15 protein-coding genes are annotated in these 14,626 nt (G+C 68.8%); 8 read left to right on the top strand and 7 right to left on the bottom strand.

The features are described from left to right. Positions 1-48 precede the first annotated feature (48 nt). The 5 genes from LCL61_RS05840 (at position 49) to LCL61_RS05820 (ending at position 5,050) form a co-directional block, all read left to right on the top strand. On the top strand, positions 49-942 hold the full coding sequence (locus LCL61_RS05840; protein ID WP_340685891.1) for an LLM class flavin-dependent oxidoreductase: 894 nt from the start codon (positions 49-51) through the stop codon (positions 940-942). A 625-nt stretch (positions 943-1,567) separates the two neighbouring features. Next, entirely contained in the window at positions 1,568-2,074 is a 507-nt protein-coding gene (locus tag LCL61_RS05835; RefSeq protein ID WP_340688501.1) for a phosphatase PAP2 family protein, read from the top strand. After that, positions 2,071-3,036, top strand: a complete 966-nt coding sequence (locus LCL61_RS05830) for a decaprenyl-phosphate phosphoribosyltransferase (protein WP_340685890.1) — start codon at positions 2,071-2,073, stop codon at positions 3,034-3,036. Before LCL61_RS05835 ends, LCL61_RS05830 begins: the two co-directional genes overlap by 4 nt. 98 nt (positions 3,037-3,134) lie before the next feature. Further along, a complete protein-coding gene (locus LCL61_RS05825) occupies positions 3,135-3,506 on the top strand; it encodes a hypothetical protein (protein ID WP_340685889.1) in 372 nt (123 codons plus the stop codon). Between the two features lie 38 nt (positions 3,507-3,544). Continuing rightward, the gene (locus LCL61_RS05820; RefSeq protein WP_340685888.1) at positions 3,545-5,050 is read left to right on the top strand and encodes a hypothetical protein; all 1,506 of its coding nucleotides are present in this window, start codon (positions 3,545-3,547) and stop codon (positions 5,048-5,050) included. 9 nt (positions 5,051-5,059) lie between these two features. Here the strand turns inward: LCL61_RS05820 and LCL61_RS05815 are convergent, their stop codons facing one another. From LCL61_RS05815 to LCL61_RS05790, 6 genes are all read right to left on the bottom strand, one after another. Then, positions 5,060-5,653, bottom strand: a complete 594-nt coding sequence (locus tag LCL61_RS05815) for a hypothetical protein (protein WP_340685887.1) — start codon at positions 5,651-5,653, stop codon at positions 5,060-5,062. Continuing rightward, positions 5,653-6,339, bottom strand: a complete 687-nt coding sequence (locus LCL61_RS05810; RefSeq protein ID WP_340685886.1) for a hypothetical protein — start codon at positions 6,337-6,339, stop codon at positions 5,653-5,655. The genes LCL61_RS05815 and LCL61_RS05810 overlap by 1 nt, the downstream gene beginning before the upstream one ends. Beyond that, positions 6,336-7,826: a WXG100 family type VII secretion target gene (locus LCL61_RS05805; protein WP_340685885.1), complete on the bottom strand. Its 1,491-nt coding sequence runs from the start codon at positions 7,824-7,826 to the stop codon at positions 6,336-6,338. Before LCL61_RS05805 ends, LCL61_RS05810 begins: the two co-directional genes overlap by 4 nt. Further along, positions 7,823-8,308, bottom strand: coding sequence for a YbaB/EbfC family nucleoid-associated protein (locus tag LCL61_RS05800; protein ID WP_340685884.1), 486 nt, complete (start codon positions 8,306-8,308; stop codon positions 7,823-7,825). Before LCL61_RS05800 ends, LCL61_RS05805 begins: the two co-directional genes overlap by 4 nt. 71 nt (positions 8,309-8,379) lie before the next feature. Next, positions 8,380-9,135 carry a decaprenylphospho-beta-D-erythro-pentofuranosid-2-ulose 2-reductase gene (locus LCL61_RS05795; protein ID WP_340685883.1) on the bottom strand — a complete coding sequence of 252 codons (756 nt, stop codon included), beginning with the start codon at positions 9,133-9,135 and terminating at the stop codon, positions 8,380-8,382. Next, positions 9,132-10,502 carry an FAD-binding oxidoreductase gene (locus LCL61_RS05790; RefSeq protein ID WP_340685882.1) on the bottom strand — a complete coding sequence of 457 codons (1,371 nt, stop codon included), beginning with the start codon at positions 10,500-10,502 and terminating at the stop codon, positions 9,132-9,134. Before LCL61_RS05790 ends, LCL61_RS05795 begins: the two co-directional genes overlap by 4 nt. A 101-nt stretch (positions 10,503-10,603) precedes the next feature. Here LCL61_RS05790 and LCL61_RS05785 point away from each other — a divergent pair, with 101 nt between their 5' ends. The 3 genes from LCL61_RS05785 (at position 10,604) to LCL61_RS05775 (ending at position 14,212) form a co-directional block, all read left to right on the top strand. Then, the gene (locus tag LCL61_RS05785; RefSeq protein ID WP_340685881.1) at positions 10,604-11,086 is read left to right on the top strand and encodes a GtrA family protein; all 483 of its coding nucleotides are present in this window, start codon (positions 10,604-10,606) and stop codon (positions 11,084-11,086) included. 6 nt (positions 11,087-11,092) lie between these two features. Beyond that, positions 11,093-13,018: a glycosyltransferase gene (locus LCL61_RS05780; protein ID WP_340685880.1), complete on the top strand. Its 1,926-nt coding sequence runs from the start codon at positions 11,093-11,095 to the stop codon at positions 13,016-13,018. A 180-nt stretch (positions 13,019-13,198) separates the two neighbouring features. Further along, complete coding sequence (locus tag LCL61_RS05775; protein WP_340685879.1) at positions 13,199-14,212, top strand: acyl-CoA dehydrogenase family protein; 1,014 nt, start codon at positions 13,199-13,201, stop codon at positions 14,210-14,212. A 96-nt stretch (positions 14,213-14,308) separates the two neighbouring features. On the opposite strand, the gene LCL61_RS05770 is transcribed toward LCL61_RS05775, so the two are convergent. Continuing rightward, positions 14,309-14,551, bottom strand: a complete 243-nt coding sequence (locus LCL61_RS05770; protein ID WP_340685878.1) for a hypothetical protein — start codon at positions 14,549-14,551, stop codon at positions 14,309-14,311. Between the last annotated feature and the right edge of the window lie 75 nt (positions 14,552-14,626).

Raw genomic sequence — 14,626 nt, 5'->3', positions numbered from 1 at the left:
TCCGCCACCCTCGACGGAGGAGCTTCGCTCCGCTGTTACTTTCGCGGTGTGCGCGTAGGCATCGTGATCCTTCCGGAAGATCGTTGGTGGGCGGCCGAGCCGAAATGGCGGGCCGCCGAGGAATACGGCTTCGACCACGCTTGGACGTACGACCACCTCGGCTGGCGGAATCTCGTCGACGGCCCGTGGTTCAGTGCGATGCCGACGTTGACGGCGGCCGCGATGGTGACGTCGCGGATCAGACTGGGCACCTTCGTCGCCTCACCGGTCGCGCGGCACCCCGTGCCGTTCACCCGCGAGCTGACCACCCTCGACGACATCTCCGACGGCCGCTTCATCCTCGGCGTGGGCGCCGGGGTCACGAACACCAGCTACGACGCCGTCGTCCTCGACGGCCCCGAACTGTCGGTCAAACAGCGAACGGACCGCTTCGCCGAGTTCGTCGAGGCGCTCGACGGGCTGCTGATGACCGACGGCTTCGACTTCGAGGGCGAGTACTACCGGGCCAAGGGCGCGCGGAACCAGCCGGGCTGCGTGCAGCGGCCGCGGCTGCCGTTCCTGGTGGCCGCGAACGGCCCGCGCACGATGACGCTCGCCGCGCGGTTCGGCGCGGGCTGGGCCACCACCGGCATCAAGGCGGACACCCAGGACGAATGGTGGATGGGCGTCGCGGAACTCGTGAAGATTTTCGACGAGCGGCTCGACGTCGTGGGCAGGGACAAGGCGAGCGTGCAGCGGTTCCTGAGCCTCGACTCGGCGCCGGTCTTCTCGCTCTCCAGCGTGGGCGCGTTCACCGACGCCGCCGGGCGGGCCGGGGAGCTCGGATTCACCGACATCGTCACCCACTGGCCGCGGTCCGGGGACTACTACGTCGGCCGTGAGTCGACCCTCGAAGAGGTCGCCAGCGACGTACTCCCGGTACTGCAGGGAAGAAGTTCTTAGGCCGATCGGGTGACGTTGGCGGGTCCGGTAAACCACTTCCGCCTAGTGGTCGTCTGACAGACAAGTACTGCGAGTGGGCGCGGCCGGCGACGGCTGCCCCTCATGGGTCACCCCGGGGGTGAATGGGGGACTGAGGCTCGCGTGGTCGCGGCAGGGGCAGCTCCGCCTCGGCGAGACCGCCAAGGCCGCGCATCACGCGGAAGAGGCACTTCGGCTCGCTCGCGGCAGCGAGGAGATTCTGGCCGAACTCGCCGGGAACCAGCGACGGCTGGCCGAGTCCTATCTCGGCGAAGGACGGCTGGCCGACGCCGTCGCCGCCGTGTCGGCGCTGCACGATCTGCTCCACGAACGCGCCCTGCGGCCGGTGCTGGCCCGGTGCCTGTTCGCGCGAGCCCTGAACCGGCGTGCCGACGATCTCGAAGGCGCTCTGGCGGACCTTCGCGCGTCACGCGCGGCCGCACCCGATCACACCGTCACGCTGGAACTCGCCGACGTCTGCCGCGAACTCGGTCGTCTCGGCGACGCCGCCGCGCTACTCTCCGAAGCAACCGAAGCCATCCCTGAGGACTCGCCGCTGTCAGCCTCACTCACGTTCCAGCAGGGCTCACNCGATCTGCAAGCCCCCCTGGACCCCCCAAAAAATGAGGTCGCCGTCCTGGCCAAGGCTCAGGGCGTCCTGAAGAGCGACGTCACGGTGAAGGCGGCACGCGGTCTTTCGCACTTCGGCGAGCACAGCGCGGGATGGTTCGCGCTGGGACTCGTCGGGGCGGCGGTCGACAAGAAGCGCCGCAAGGACTGGCTGGTCGCGGCGGCAGGCGTCGTCGGCGCGCACGCCGCCTCCATCGCGGTGAAACGCGTGGTCAGGCGGCCCCGCCCGGACCACCCGAGCGTAGAGGTCCTGGTCTCCACGCCGAGCAAGCTGAGCTTCCCGTCCTCGCACGCGACCTCGACTACGGCGGCGGCGGTGCTCTACTCCGGATTGACCGGGCGTAACCTGGTCCCGGCCCTGGTACCGCCGATGCTGGCCTCCCGGCTCGTGCTCGGCGTCCACTACCCGACCGACGTTCTGGCCGGAGCGGCCCTAGGGGGCGTAGTCGGCGGCCTGATACGTAGGAAGCTGAAGCGACGATGAGTGAAACGACCGAGAAGGCCGATTCCAAGCCTGACGACGTAGAACCCGTGGCCGCCACAGAGGCCGCCGAACCGAAGAAGGTCGCCGGCGGTCTCGTCGGCGGCATCATCAAGACGGCACGCCCGCGCCAGTGGGTGAAGAACGTGCTGGTGTTCGCCGCACCGTTCTTCGCCTTTTCGAAGTCGACGGACCGGACCGGCCTGCTGATCGCCGCGCTGATCGCCTTCGCGGCGTTCTCGCTGGTGGCCTCCTCGGTCTATCTCATCAATGACGCGATCGACGTCGAGGCGGACCGGGCGCATCCGACCAAGCGGAACCGGCCCATCGCGGCCGGGATCGTGCCGGTACCGGTGGCGTTCGTCGCGGCGGCCGTGTTCTTCGCGGCGGGCCTCGGCATCTCGTTCCTCGCCAGCTGGCAGCTCGCGGTCGTCCTGGCGGTGTACGAGGCCGTCCAGCTCGGCTACTGCTTCGGGCTCAAGCACCAGCCGGTGGTCGACCTGGCCATCGTCGGCTCGGGCTTCCTGATGCGGTCGATCGCCGGTGGTGTCGCCGCGGGTATCGCGCTTTCGCAGTGGTTCCTGCTGGTCACGGCGTTCGGCTCGCTGTTCATGGTGGCGGGCAAGCGCTACGCCGAGATCATGCTCTTCGAGCGCACGGGCGCGAAGATCCGGTCTTCGCTCAAGAAGTACTCGGCGAGCTACCTGCGGTTCGTCTGGGCGACGTCCGCGGCGATCCTGATCATGTCGTACTGCCTCTGGGCGTTCGAGATCCGCCAGGTCGAGCACGACTCGGTCTGGGCGGTCGTCTCGATGGTCCCGTTCGTGGTGGCCGTTCTGCGGTACGCCGTCGACGTCGACGGCGGCAACGCGGGCGAGCCGGAGGAGATCGCGCTCAAGGACCGCGTGCTCCAGGTGCTCGGCGCGAGCTGGGTCATCACGCTGTTCCTGTCGTTCTATCTCTGATTCGACAGCTCACGCACAGCGCATCCATAGGAAGCGCACGGATCCTCGGTGATGGGGGCGGGCACACAGCCCGCCCCCATCAACCTGAGGAGTGGAAGATGAGCGACCCGCAGCGGCCGTCCGAAGACGAGGACAAGACGGTCGAGCAGCCCTCGGTGGCGGACGAGAACCCGAAGAAGCCCGCCGAGGCTTCGGCCGCGCCTCCGCCGGTGCAGCAGGTCCCGCCCCGGAAGGGCGGATTCCGCCGGTTCGCCGGGCATCGTGCGACGCAGCTGGTCGCGGTCGGCGCCCTCGGCTTCCTCCTCGGCGGCGGCATCATCGGCACCGCCGTCGGCCTGGCCTCCCGCGACGGTGATCGGCGGCCCGGTATCTCCCGCGAACACCGAGGTCCGGGCGGTCCCGGCATGCACAGGGACTTCCGTGACGGCCATGGCGACCGCGGCCGGCGTGACGAGTCCCACGGCGGGTAGATAACGGAATCATCACGCCGCCGTGTACGGTGTCCGTGATGCGAAGCGCCTCCGCCGATCTGCCCCAGGCTCCCGGTGCGCTGCCGGGAGCCGTCGTCCTTACCCGCCCCTGGGTGCTCCCGGCCGGGGCGGCGGTCGCTTCGGCCCTGGTGTTCGTGCTGGTCAGCGGGCATTTGATCGACGACACGTACATCACGCTCTCGTACGCGAAGAACCTCGCCTTCCACGGCCACTGGGGCCTGATCGAAGAAGGCACCGCCAACACCGCGACGTCGCCGCTGAACGTCCTCGTGCTGGCGCTCGTCACCTTCATCGTGCGGGACGCCGTCTTCGCCGCGGGGATCGTCTTCGTCGCGAGCCAGGTGGCGCTCGTCCTCGGCCTGCGCCGGATCGGCGCCGCGACCGGTCTCTCCGGCTGGTTCGCCCCGCTGGCACTGGGCATGCTGCTGGTGAATCCGCTGCTGCTGTCGTCGGCCGGGCTGGAAGTCGCCCTCGGTGCGACAGCCGTCGTCTGGTCGATGGTGTTCCTGCACGAACGCCGTCCCGCCGCCGCGGGCGCGGTGATCGGCCTGATCGCGCTGATCCGGATCGACCTGCTGCTGATCGCGTTCGTCCTGTTCCTCGGGCGCCGCGAATTCTGGGTGGGCATCTGGCGGATGACGTTCGCCGCGCTGGCGGTGATGCTGCCGTGGTTCCTGTTCAGCTGGCTGGTGCTGGGTTCGGCGGTGCCGGACACGCTGGTCATCAAGATCATGCAGCGCTCGTGGGGGCCGTTCAGTTTCACCAACGGCCCGCTGCTGTACCTGCGCAACTTCCCGCCGGCGGCGACTCTTTCCTTCCTGCCGCTCGTGATCGGCGCGCTCGCCGGTCTACTGTGGACATTCCACTTCCGGCGCGGTTCGGAGCGGGCGAAGCGGCTGCTGCCGTTCGCCACGCTCGCCATCGCCGGTGCGGCGCACTACCTGGCCTATTGCTGGCTGAACGTTCCGCCGTACCACTGGTATTACGCGCCCAGCATCGTCGGCGCGACGGTCTTCCTCGCCGCCGGAGCCTGCGCGGTACCTGGCCGGGCCCGGCTCGGCGCGGGAATCCTCGCGGGCGCGTTCCTCCTCGTGAGCGCCGTCGCCTACGCGGCCCCTGAGCTGCCGCGCCGGTTCGCGCCCATCACCAGCAACCACGCCGCGTCCGACGAATACCGCCGGATCGGCGCCCAGCTGGGCGAGCTGACCAAGGGGCGCAAGGTGGAGAGCGCGGGCGAGGTCGGCGCGCTCGCGTACTCCTGCGATTGCGACATCGTCGACCAGTTCTCCGACCGCGGCTCCGTCGACCCGGCGATCGTCGAGACGAAGAACCGCAGCAGTGATCTGGGCAAGGCCCTGCTGGCAGCGAATTTCCGGTTCTTCGACCACAGCGTCCCGCCCGCGACCCCGGATCTCGTGCTGGCCACCACCCGCAAGGCGCCGCCGCCGAACGCGCTGGCGACCTGGACGATCAGCTCGCCCTGGATGGGCACCCAGAGCCTGTACCTCCTCCCGGCGCGGTGACCTTCCGCGTCAGCGGCGGGAGCGGGCCCGGTCGGCCTTTGTGACGGCCAGCATGTCCCGCTGGCAGACCACGGACCCGTCGGCGAAGACGAACTGAAGCACCGGCCGCGCCGGGAAACTCCGCCCCAGGTAGAGCGCGGACACCGAACGCACCACTCCCGGCGGCATCTCCTCGAAGGTCCGGAACGGCTGGGCGGGATCCTCGCCCTCCAGCATCCGCGCTGGGTACACGACGGCCAGCCGCCGATCGGACAGCGTCAGCCGCGCCTCACCTTTGCCGCCGGCGAGGTGGTCCGCGAGGCGCGCGGCGGTCTGGTCCGCGGTCCGGGTGACGACCCAGTAGGCGATCGTCGGGTCGTCGGTCCAGTCACCTTCGAGCACGTCGGAAGCGGGTAGCGGCCACCGCGTTTTCCCCGTCACCGTAGGGGTTTCCCGCGACGGCGAGTACGGCATCGTGAGCTTCCCGTCGAGCAGCATTCCCACATACCCGTGCGCGGGCGGGCAGCCGATGATCAGGCGCTCGCCGGGCGCGAGCCAGAACTGGTGCAGTTCCCGTTCGACGATCTCGTCGACGGTCTTCGCGGTCAGCGGCGTGTTCTCCATCAGCTCACCGTCACCGAGTACAGCCAGGCGAACTGCCGTGGATCGTCGCAGTCGAACAGGAAATCCATCCCGGATCCGTCCACAAAGGACACTCGAAGACATGGGCGCTTCTTCTTGCCGTGTTCGGCCACCGCGAAACCGGCGATCGCGTCGCGCGGGATCTCGGCGCACGGCACCATCTCGTGCCGCGCGATCGGGACGCCCTCGGCGTTCTCGCCGTAGGTCTTGGTGGTCATGATCGCCGCGATGTCCTTGCCGAACCCGATCGCCTTCGCCATGAACGACTTCTTCGAGGGCTTCTCCGGAGCGACGAACTTCTCCAGCACCAGCAGCCGCGCGCTGGTCAGCGCCCAAAGCCGCGAAAGCGAGCCGCTGGTGGGCAGCTCCCGCACCGCCGCGTGCGCGAGGCCGCCCTGTTCGCCGAGCACGACGACCTGCGGCGATGGCGGATTCGACTTGCCGCCGTCGTCACCCCCGCCCAGCGCCGCGCCGACCACGTCGCCCGCGAAGTTCGCCGCGCCGGAGCCGATCTTGCCCAGCACGCTCTTCTTCGGCGCACCCCAGGGATCGAGGCCGCGCACGTCGTAGTTCACCGTCCGGCCGTACGCGGCCCACAGCAACCGTTCGCCCGGGTGCAGCGAAGGCAGGGCCTGCGACGCGGCCCCGAGCGGGTAGCCGAGATTCATTCTTCGATCGTGAACCCTCTGTCGGTCGCCGCGCGGCGCTCTTCCTCGGACGACGTGTCCTGTGACTCGTGGTAGCCCGCCTTGACGCCCTGCTCGACGCCCAGTTCGGCCAGGTTACCGGCACTGCCGCGGAAGGCGGCCTTGCCGACGCTGGTCGTGCCGCTCATGCCCATCGCCCGCAACCCGGCCTCGGTGAGGTTCGTGGTGAGCGCGTCCGAGCCCTCGCCGCCGACGCCGTACCGGTCCGCGAACCTGTTGGCCGTCTTGGAGGCGCCGGTCGCCGGGTTGGCCTTCGTGACGATCTTGGCCAGCGGGTTCTTGTCGATCTGGTCGGCGAGCCGCTTCTGCAGCCAGTTGCCGTCGCGCAGCCCTTCGGTGCGCTCGACGACCTTCTTCAGCGGCCCGTTGCGGAGCGTCTTCAGGATGTCTTCGAGCTTGTCGATCAACGGCTTGAGCTTGCCGAGCAGCTGCTTGACCTTCATCCCGAGCCGTCCGCCGGTCACCGCGACCTGACCGGCCGTGGCCGCGCCCGCCGCGCCGACCGAGGCGCCCGCCGTGATCCACGAGGCGGCCAGCGCGGCCAGCCACTCGATGATCAGGCCCATCACCAGTTCCTGGATGATGTCGATGACGATCTCGACGAACGCGTCGAACAGGTCGGCCGCGATCTCCAGGATCTGCTGCACCCCGCGGACGTCGTTCGCGAACGCCTTGGCGCCGCCCGAGAACTCGGTCATCTGGCCGCGGAACGCGTCGCCCGCCTGGCCTTTCCAAGCCTCCTTGGTGCCATCGGCGCGCTTCTGCTCGTGCTCGGCGACGCCGTCGAGCCACTTCGCCGTCTGCTCCCAGCCCTTGGCGGTGCTGCGCATCTGCTCGGGGTCACCGATCGCGGGCTCCAGCACCAGCTCGACCAGCGGGCTGATCACGATCCCGATCAGGAAACCCAGCCCGTTGTCCACAAAGGACTGCCCGGGGCTCGTCACGAGCTGGAGTTGTTCCATCCGAGCGTGCACGGCCGCGATCGCGACGTCCGGCGGGCTGCTCGCCCTGGCGACCTCCGAGGAGGTGCTGATCCACGAACTGCCGTAGCCGCCGTTCTGCTCCCAGAACCCCTTGCGGCCGGAGTCGCCGGCGCTGTTGAGGTCGCTCAGGCTGCCGGGGCCGCTGCCGCCGTCGTCCAGCCCGGCGCCGAGGCCGGTGATGACCTCGGCGGTGCCCTGGTTGTGGTCGAGATAGGTCTTCGCCGCGGTGGTGGTCTTGTCGGCGATCTGGTCCATGAAGGACTTCGCCTGCTCGGCGAGGTCCTGGCACTCCTGCAGCCCCTCGAAGTACTTGAAGGCCATCAGTTCGCCGAGCGGGCCGAAGCAGTCGTCCGAGACCCTGGCCTGTTCCAGCAGGCTCGCGAGGCTGCCGAAGTTCCCCGAGGCCTCTTTGGACCCCGTCGCGTGCGCGGTGAGCGCTTCCGTCTGTACGCCGAAGCCGGTCAAAACGAGTCCCTCCGCAGGATCGGGCCGCCGAAGTCGTCATCGTCGGCGGGAGCGGGGCGTGTCGGACGAGACGTGCGGACGGGCTGCTGGAGAGCGGGCCCGGCGAGGGATTCCGCGGGCGGGGGAGCGCTGGGCCCGAGCGGTTCGACGTGGGCGTTGAACGCCTCTTTGAACTGGTCCGCGCGGTCGCCGAGGATCGGCTGGACGGTCTGCTGCATCGCGGCCGCCGCCTGCTGGGTCGCTTCTCTCACCGCGGTGAGGATCTCCTGCTGCAGCGCGGTGTGCGTGCGGTTCATCGCCTTGGGGGACAGCTGGAGTCCCAGCAGGGCGCCGGACGGGGCGACGGTCACCGTCACCGAGCCGTCGGCGTTGCGCGCGGATCCGCGCAGCCCGGCGATCTTGTCCTTCAGTTCCGCGGCTTTGGCGGCCTGCTCCTGAAACGACCGGATGGCCGCGTCGAGCCTGGCTTCCTGGTCAGCCATCGATTCCTCTCAACCCGGGGACGGAGGGAGTCCGTGCCCGGGTGAGACGAATGGAGTAACGCGCTCGTTCCCTAGATCGGAAGTTTGCGGAAGATCGGCCGGGGGATGTGCCGCAGGGCCGACATGACCAGGCGGAACGGCGCGGGCGACCACACCAGTTCCTTGCCGGCGCGCGAGGCGGCGACCGCGGTCTCCGCGACCTGCTCGGCGTCCACCGTCAGCGGGGCGTCCTTGAGGCCTTCGGTCATCTTGGTCCGGACCTGGCCGGAGCGGACGACGGTGATCCGCACGCCGAACTCGGACAGGGCCTCGCCGAGGCCCAGGTAGAAGCCGTCGAAACCGGCCTTGGAGGAGCCGTAGACGAAGTTCGACCGGCGGACCCGCTCACCGGCGACCGACGACAGCGCGATGACCTTGCCGTGGCCCTGCTTCTTGAGCTTGTTCGACAGCGCGACACCCACCGAAACCGCGGCCGAGTAGTTCACGGTGGCCGCCTCGACGGCCTTCGCGTGGTCCTGCCACAGCTCTTCCTGGTCGCCGAGCAGACCGAACGCCACGACGGTGACGTCGATGTCGCCACCCTCGAAGGCCTTGTCCAGCACGGCGGGGTGGGTGTCCATGGCCTTGGCGTCGAAGTCCACAGTAGACACTTCGGCGCCCTTGTCCTTCAGGCGCTGCGCGGCCGCGTCGAGCCGGGGCGACTGCCGTCCGGCCAGCACGACCCGGAGGGGCTTCTCGGACAGGTACTTCTCCGCGATCGCGAGCGCGATGTCGGAGGTGCCGCCGAGCAGCAGCAGGGACTGGGGGTTGCCCACAGCGTCGATCACAGTTCCAACCTTCGGGACATGTCAGAGGCGAAAACGCCTTCGGGGTCAACGGAAGCGCGGACCTTGCGCCACTCTTCGAGCCGCGGGTACATCTTCGCGAAGTTCTCCGCCGAGGTGCGCGAGTCCTTCGCCGTGTACAGACGGCCGCCGAGCGCGAGCACGTCCTCGTCGAGTTCCTGGCAGAACCGGCTCAGCCCGTCCTTGATCGGGAAGTCGAGGCAGACCATCCAGCCGGGATGCGGGAACGACAGCGGCGCCGCGTTGCCCTCGCCCATCTGCTTGAACACGTTGAGGAACGACACGTGCCCGGAGTCCGCGACCTTCTGGATGATCCGGCGCAGCGGCTCGTGCGCGTTCAGCGGCGTGCTGAACTGGTACTGCAGGAAGCCCTTGGAGCCGTACGCGCGGTTCCACTCGCCGAACAGGTCGAGCGGGTGGTAGAACGCGGTCAGGCTCTGGATCTGGTCGCGCGCGTTCTTCGTGGTCTTGCGGTAGTACAGCTCGCCGATCGCGGTGAACGACAGCTTGTTCGCCAGCCCGTTCGGAAAGATGTCCGGCAGGGTGGCCAGCGTGCCCGGGTTGAACTTGAGCGGATCGGCCCGCAGTTTCGGCGGCAGTTCGTCCAGCTTGGCGAGCGAGCCGCGCTGGAAGGCGGCGCGGCCGAGCTTCGCGCCCCGGGAGATCGAGTCGAACCAGCCGGACGAGTACGTGTAGTTGGCCTCGGAGCCGTCGGTGACCAGCGCCAGGGTCTCGTCGAGGTTCGCCGTGCGCTGGATGTCGGCCTTGAAGTAGGCCGTCTCGGTCTTCGTCATCCGGATCTTGGCGCGGACGATGATGCCCGTCAGGCCGATACCGGCCACGGTCGCCCAGAACAGCTCCGCGTCGGGGCCGTCCGGCGTGAGCGTGCGCACCTGCCCGTCGGCGGTGATCAGGTCCATCGACACCACGTGGTTGCCGAAGCTGCCCGCCGAGTGGTGGTTCTTGCCGTGGATGTCGTTGGCGATCGCGCCACCGATGGTGACCTGGCGCGTCCCCGGCAGCACCGGCACCCACAGCCCGTAGGGCAGGCCCTCGCGCATCAGCTTGTCGAGGCTGACACCCGCGTCGAGGTCGACGATGCCGGAATCCGGGTCGATCGAGTGGATGCGGTCCAGCGCGGTCATGTCGACGACCAGGCCGCCCGCGTTCTGCGCCGGGTCGCCGTAGGACCGGCCGAGACCGCGCGCGATGACCCCGCGTTCCCCGGCCCGCGTCACCGCACGGGCGATGGCTTCCACATCGGGGGTGCTCAGGACGTCCGCGATACTCGGCGACGTCCTCGCCCAGCCCATGAGCGACTGCCGCTGTGTCTTGGGTGCTTGGGTCACGCAGACCAGGGTAACCACGCCGAACAATGCCCGGAACGTGACCCTGAAGTGCTCGCTTCTACACTTTGCGCACCAGCCCCAGCAGTTTATGAGGTAGAGCAGTGGTGGCGACCGACCCGAAAGCCGGCCTGACGGCAGCAGCGCCGTCCTCTCCTGGGCTGCTCGGGCAGCTCATCCGCTTCGGCCTCATCGGCGGCTTCTGTGCCTTGGTCGATTTCGGTGTCTACCAGGGGCTTCGCGCCCTCGGAATGGACGTGACACCGTGGGTGGACATCGCCCGCGCGCTCAGCTTCATCGTGGGCACCACGACCGCCTTCTTCCTGAACCGCAAGTTCACCTTCGCCGGTGGACGCCAAGAGGGCGCGCGTCAGATCGGTAGCTTCGTACTCCTGTACGCCGTGACGTTCCTCGTCGCCGTCGGCGTCAACCGCACGATGCTGCACGTCCTGCCGGAGTCGGCCTGGAAGGCCACTTTCGGTTGGGTCGTTTCACAGGCAACCGCGACCGTGATCAATTTCGTCATGCTCAAGTGGGTCGTCTTCCGTGAGCCCCGCGCCATCGCCACCAGCAAAGAGGAGAACTGAGGATTCATGCCCGGTAAAGCCGCCGTCACCGGAGAGGCCCCGAGCGCCATGGTGAGCACTGTCGACGACACCCGCTTCGCGGAACGCACCCCGCAGGGCCGTCTCACCGCGCAGCGCGGGCTCTATGCCGGCCCGGCCCCCATCGTCAGCAAAGACCTCTACGCCGAGCTCGAATGGGGCACCGCCGTGCGCGAGCGCGCGGGCATCTCCATCGAGCCGGCGTCGAAGGTGTCCGGCAACACCTATTTCGGCCGCTTCCCCGCGAGCTACTGGCAGCGCTGGACCGACGTGACCGAGGTCCAGGTCGAGGCCGTAGTCACCGGTGACGGCCAGCTGTCCGTCGGCGCCTCCGACATCGAGGGCGACGCCCGCGTGGTCGCCGCCGAGATCGTCGCGGGTGCGAAGCAGCGGAAGGTGACGCTCACCGCGAAGCTCGACAAGTTCTACGACGGCGGCGCGCTCTGGCTCGACCTCGAGACCGAGGGCGGCCAGTCGCTGCGTGTCGAGAAGGTCCGCTGGACGGTCGAAGCGCCGGAGAAGATCCGCCCGACCGCGGTGACCATCTGCACGATGAACCGCGCCGACGACTGCCTGTCGAACCTGCAGGCGCTCGCCGCCGACGTCTCCTCGCTGGAGACGCTCGACGCGATCTACGTCGCCGACCAGGGCACCGACCTCGTCGAGTCGCGTGAGGGCTTCGAGCAGGTCGCGAAGGACCTCGGCGACAAGCTGCACTACATCAAGCAGCCGAACCTCGGCGGCGCCGGCGGGTTCACCCGCGGCCTCTACGAGGTCGCCGGGCACACCGAGACCGAGCACGCGAACGTCCTGTTCATGGACGACGACGTGTTGCTGGAGCCGGATCTGGTGATCCGGATGACCGCGTTTTCCAACCGCACGGTCAATCCGGTCATCGTCGGCGGGCAGATGCTGAACCTGCTGCACCCGAACCAGCTGCACGTCGGCGCCGAATACGCCCGGCTGAACACGCTGGAGCCCGGCCAGCCGGTGCAGCACTCGCTCTCGACCGCCGACCTGCTCGGCGTCGACGAGGAGACCCTCAAGCCGAACCGCCAGGAACGCCGCCTCGACGCCGGGTACAACGGCTGGTGGTCGTGCCTGATCCCGTACGAGGTCGTCAAGGCCACGGGCTACCCGCTGCCCTTCTTCTTCCAGTGGGACGACGCGGAGTACAGCTACCGTGCCCGCGCGCACGGCTTCCCGACGGTCACCCTTCCGGGCGCCGGCGTCTGGCACGCCGACTTCCACTGGAAGGACTGGGACGAGTGGCACCGCTACTTCAACCTGCGGAACTCGATCATCACCGCCGCGCTGCACTCGCCGTTCAACCTCAACCTGCTCTCGCGCGTGCTCATCGCGCAGCTGGTCCGGTACCTGCTCGGCATGCAGTACGGCCTGTCCGCCACGCTGATCAAGGCCGTCGAGGACTTCCTCGAGGGGCCGGAGGTCCTGCGTGACGGCGGCGTCGCCGCGATGAAGGAGATCCGCCGGATCCGCGACGAGTACCCCGAGACCAAACGGCACAAGGCCACCGACGTCCCGGGTATCGCGTCGAACGACATCGGCATCATCAACAGCGCGCCGCGGCCCAGCATGCAGCGCCTGGTGCTGATCAAGCGGGTCCTCGACCGGGTGCTCGGCCGCAGCCGCCACTCGCTCGGCGCGATCCCGATCGACGAGGCCCACTGGTGGCACGTCGCGACCTTCGACACCGCCGTCGTCACCGACGCTTCGCAGGAAGGCGTGCGGGTCCGCTCGTACGACCGCGCGAAGATGTTCGACCTGGCGCGCCGGGGCGCGAAGGTGATCCAGCGGCTCCGCAAGGAAGGCGCGGCGGTGCAGGAGCAGTACAAGCGCGCCATGCCCGAGCTGACCTCGCGGGACAACTGGAAGCGCCTCTACAAGCTGTAGGCCCCGCTTCGCGCGGCTTCGATGTCCCCAATGTCGCATTAGAGACGCTCGGTGTCTCCAATGCGACATTGGGGACACTGCTATCTGGGGGCCAAAGGGGGAGCAAGGGACCTTTAGTAACGCTAGCTTTCCTAGCGGCGCCAGACTCACCGCAGATCAAGTAAGGGTAGCCTTACTCGCATGACGGATCTGGTCGCTCGAGCCCACGCCCTCGCCGATGATCTCCTCTTCCCCGCAGCCACCGAAGTCGACCTCAAGGGCGAAGTGCCTTCAAGTCACTTCGACGCCCTCGCAGCCGAAGGCTTCTACGGCCTCGCGGCGCCCAAGGAAGCCGGCGGTCCGGGCGCAGAACTCCCGGAGATCGTCCAGGTTCTAGAGGCACTGGCGGGCGGCTGCCTCAGCACGATGTTCACCTGGATTCAGCACCACGGCCTGGTCACGGCACTGACCGGCGCCGCCGACACCGAACTGCGTGATCGCTACCTTCCGTCGCTGATCAGCGGGGAACTCAAGGCCGGCGCCGCGTTCGCCGCGGTGATCCCGACCCCGCCCAGGCTGCGTGCGGAACGCGTCGACGGCGGCTACCTCCTCGACGGCGAGGCCCCCTTCGTCAGCGGGTGGGGCGTCATCGACCTGCTTCAGCTTTGCGCCCGCGACGGCGACACCGTCATCGGCGCGATCATCGATCCGGTCGCGGGGGAGCGGCTGGAGGTCCAGCCGCTCGACCTCGTCGCGGCGCAGGGCACGTCCACCGTGCACCTCGGCTTCACCCGCTACTTCCTCGCCAACGACCGCGTCTACGGGAAGACCCCGCACGCGGACTTCGTCGCGGGCAACACCTTCGCCTCCCGCCTCAACGGCTGCGCGCCCCTCGGCCTGGCCGCCCGCGCCGCGCGGCTCATCGAGGACCTCGGGAAGGCCGACGTCGCCGCCGGGATCCGTGCCGAGATCGACGTCGTCCGCGGCAGGCTCGACGCGGCGCTCGCCGATCCGCCGTCGCTGCCCGCGGCCAGGGCGGCGGGCGCGGAACTCGCGTTCCGGGCCGCGGGCGCGCTGGTCGCGGCCAACGGCAGCACGTCGGTACTCGTCGGACGACACCCCCAGCGGCTCGTCCGGGAAGCCACCTTCCTGCTGGTCGCCGCCAGCCGCCCGGAGATCAAAACCGGTCTGCTGGCGCTCTTCTCCCGGGTTTGACCGCCTGGGCGAAAGCGTGACTCGCGTGATCGGACACGTAACTCACGTGATCGGAGACCGAACACGAGTGTGCGGCGTGCGGCGCCGCCACGTGGTCTAGTGGAGGCCGAACACGCGAGTCTTGCGGTTCAGGTCGTCGATGTAGGCGGCGGCGACGTGGGAGAAGTTGATCGCCACCTCGGAGTCGTCCCTCGTCCGGATCGTCTGTACCGCGCCGGTGCGGACGAAATGCGAGAGATCCTTGGTCAGCCGTTCGGTTTCTTCCGCCGTGAGCGCGAAGAGCAGCGGCTCGCCGCCGGCGGCGAGATGAAGGACGAGCGCGGGTTTCTGGTCTGCCATGAATCCATGGCACCAGCGTTGATAACGGCCGGGCAAGCGGGTTCGCTGCGGGCGTATCGGGTGCGTGGACTACGT

It is taken from the genome of Amycolatopsis coloradensis (assembly GCF_037997115.1).
Classification (GTDB): Bacteria; Actinomycetota; Actinomycetes; order Mycobacteriales; family Pseudonocardiaceae; genus Amycolatopsis; species Amycolatopsis coloradensis_A.
The sequence above is the reverse complement of the archived record's forward strand: the minus strand, read 5'-3'. Positions and strand labels throughout refer to the sequence as shown.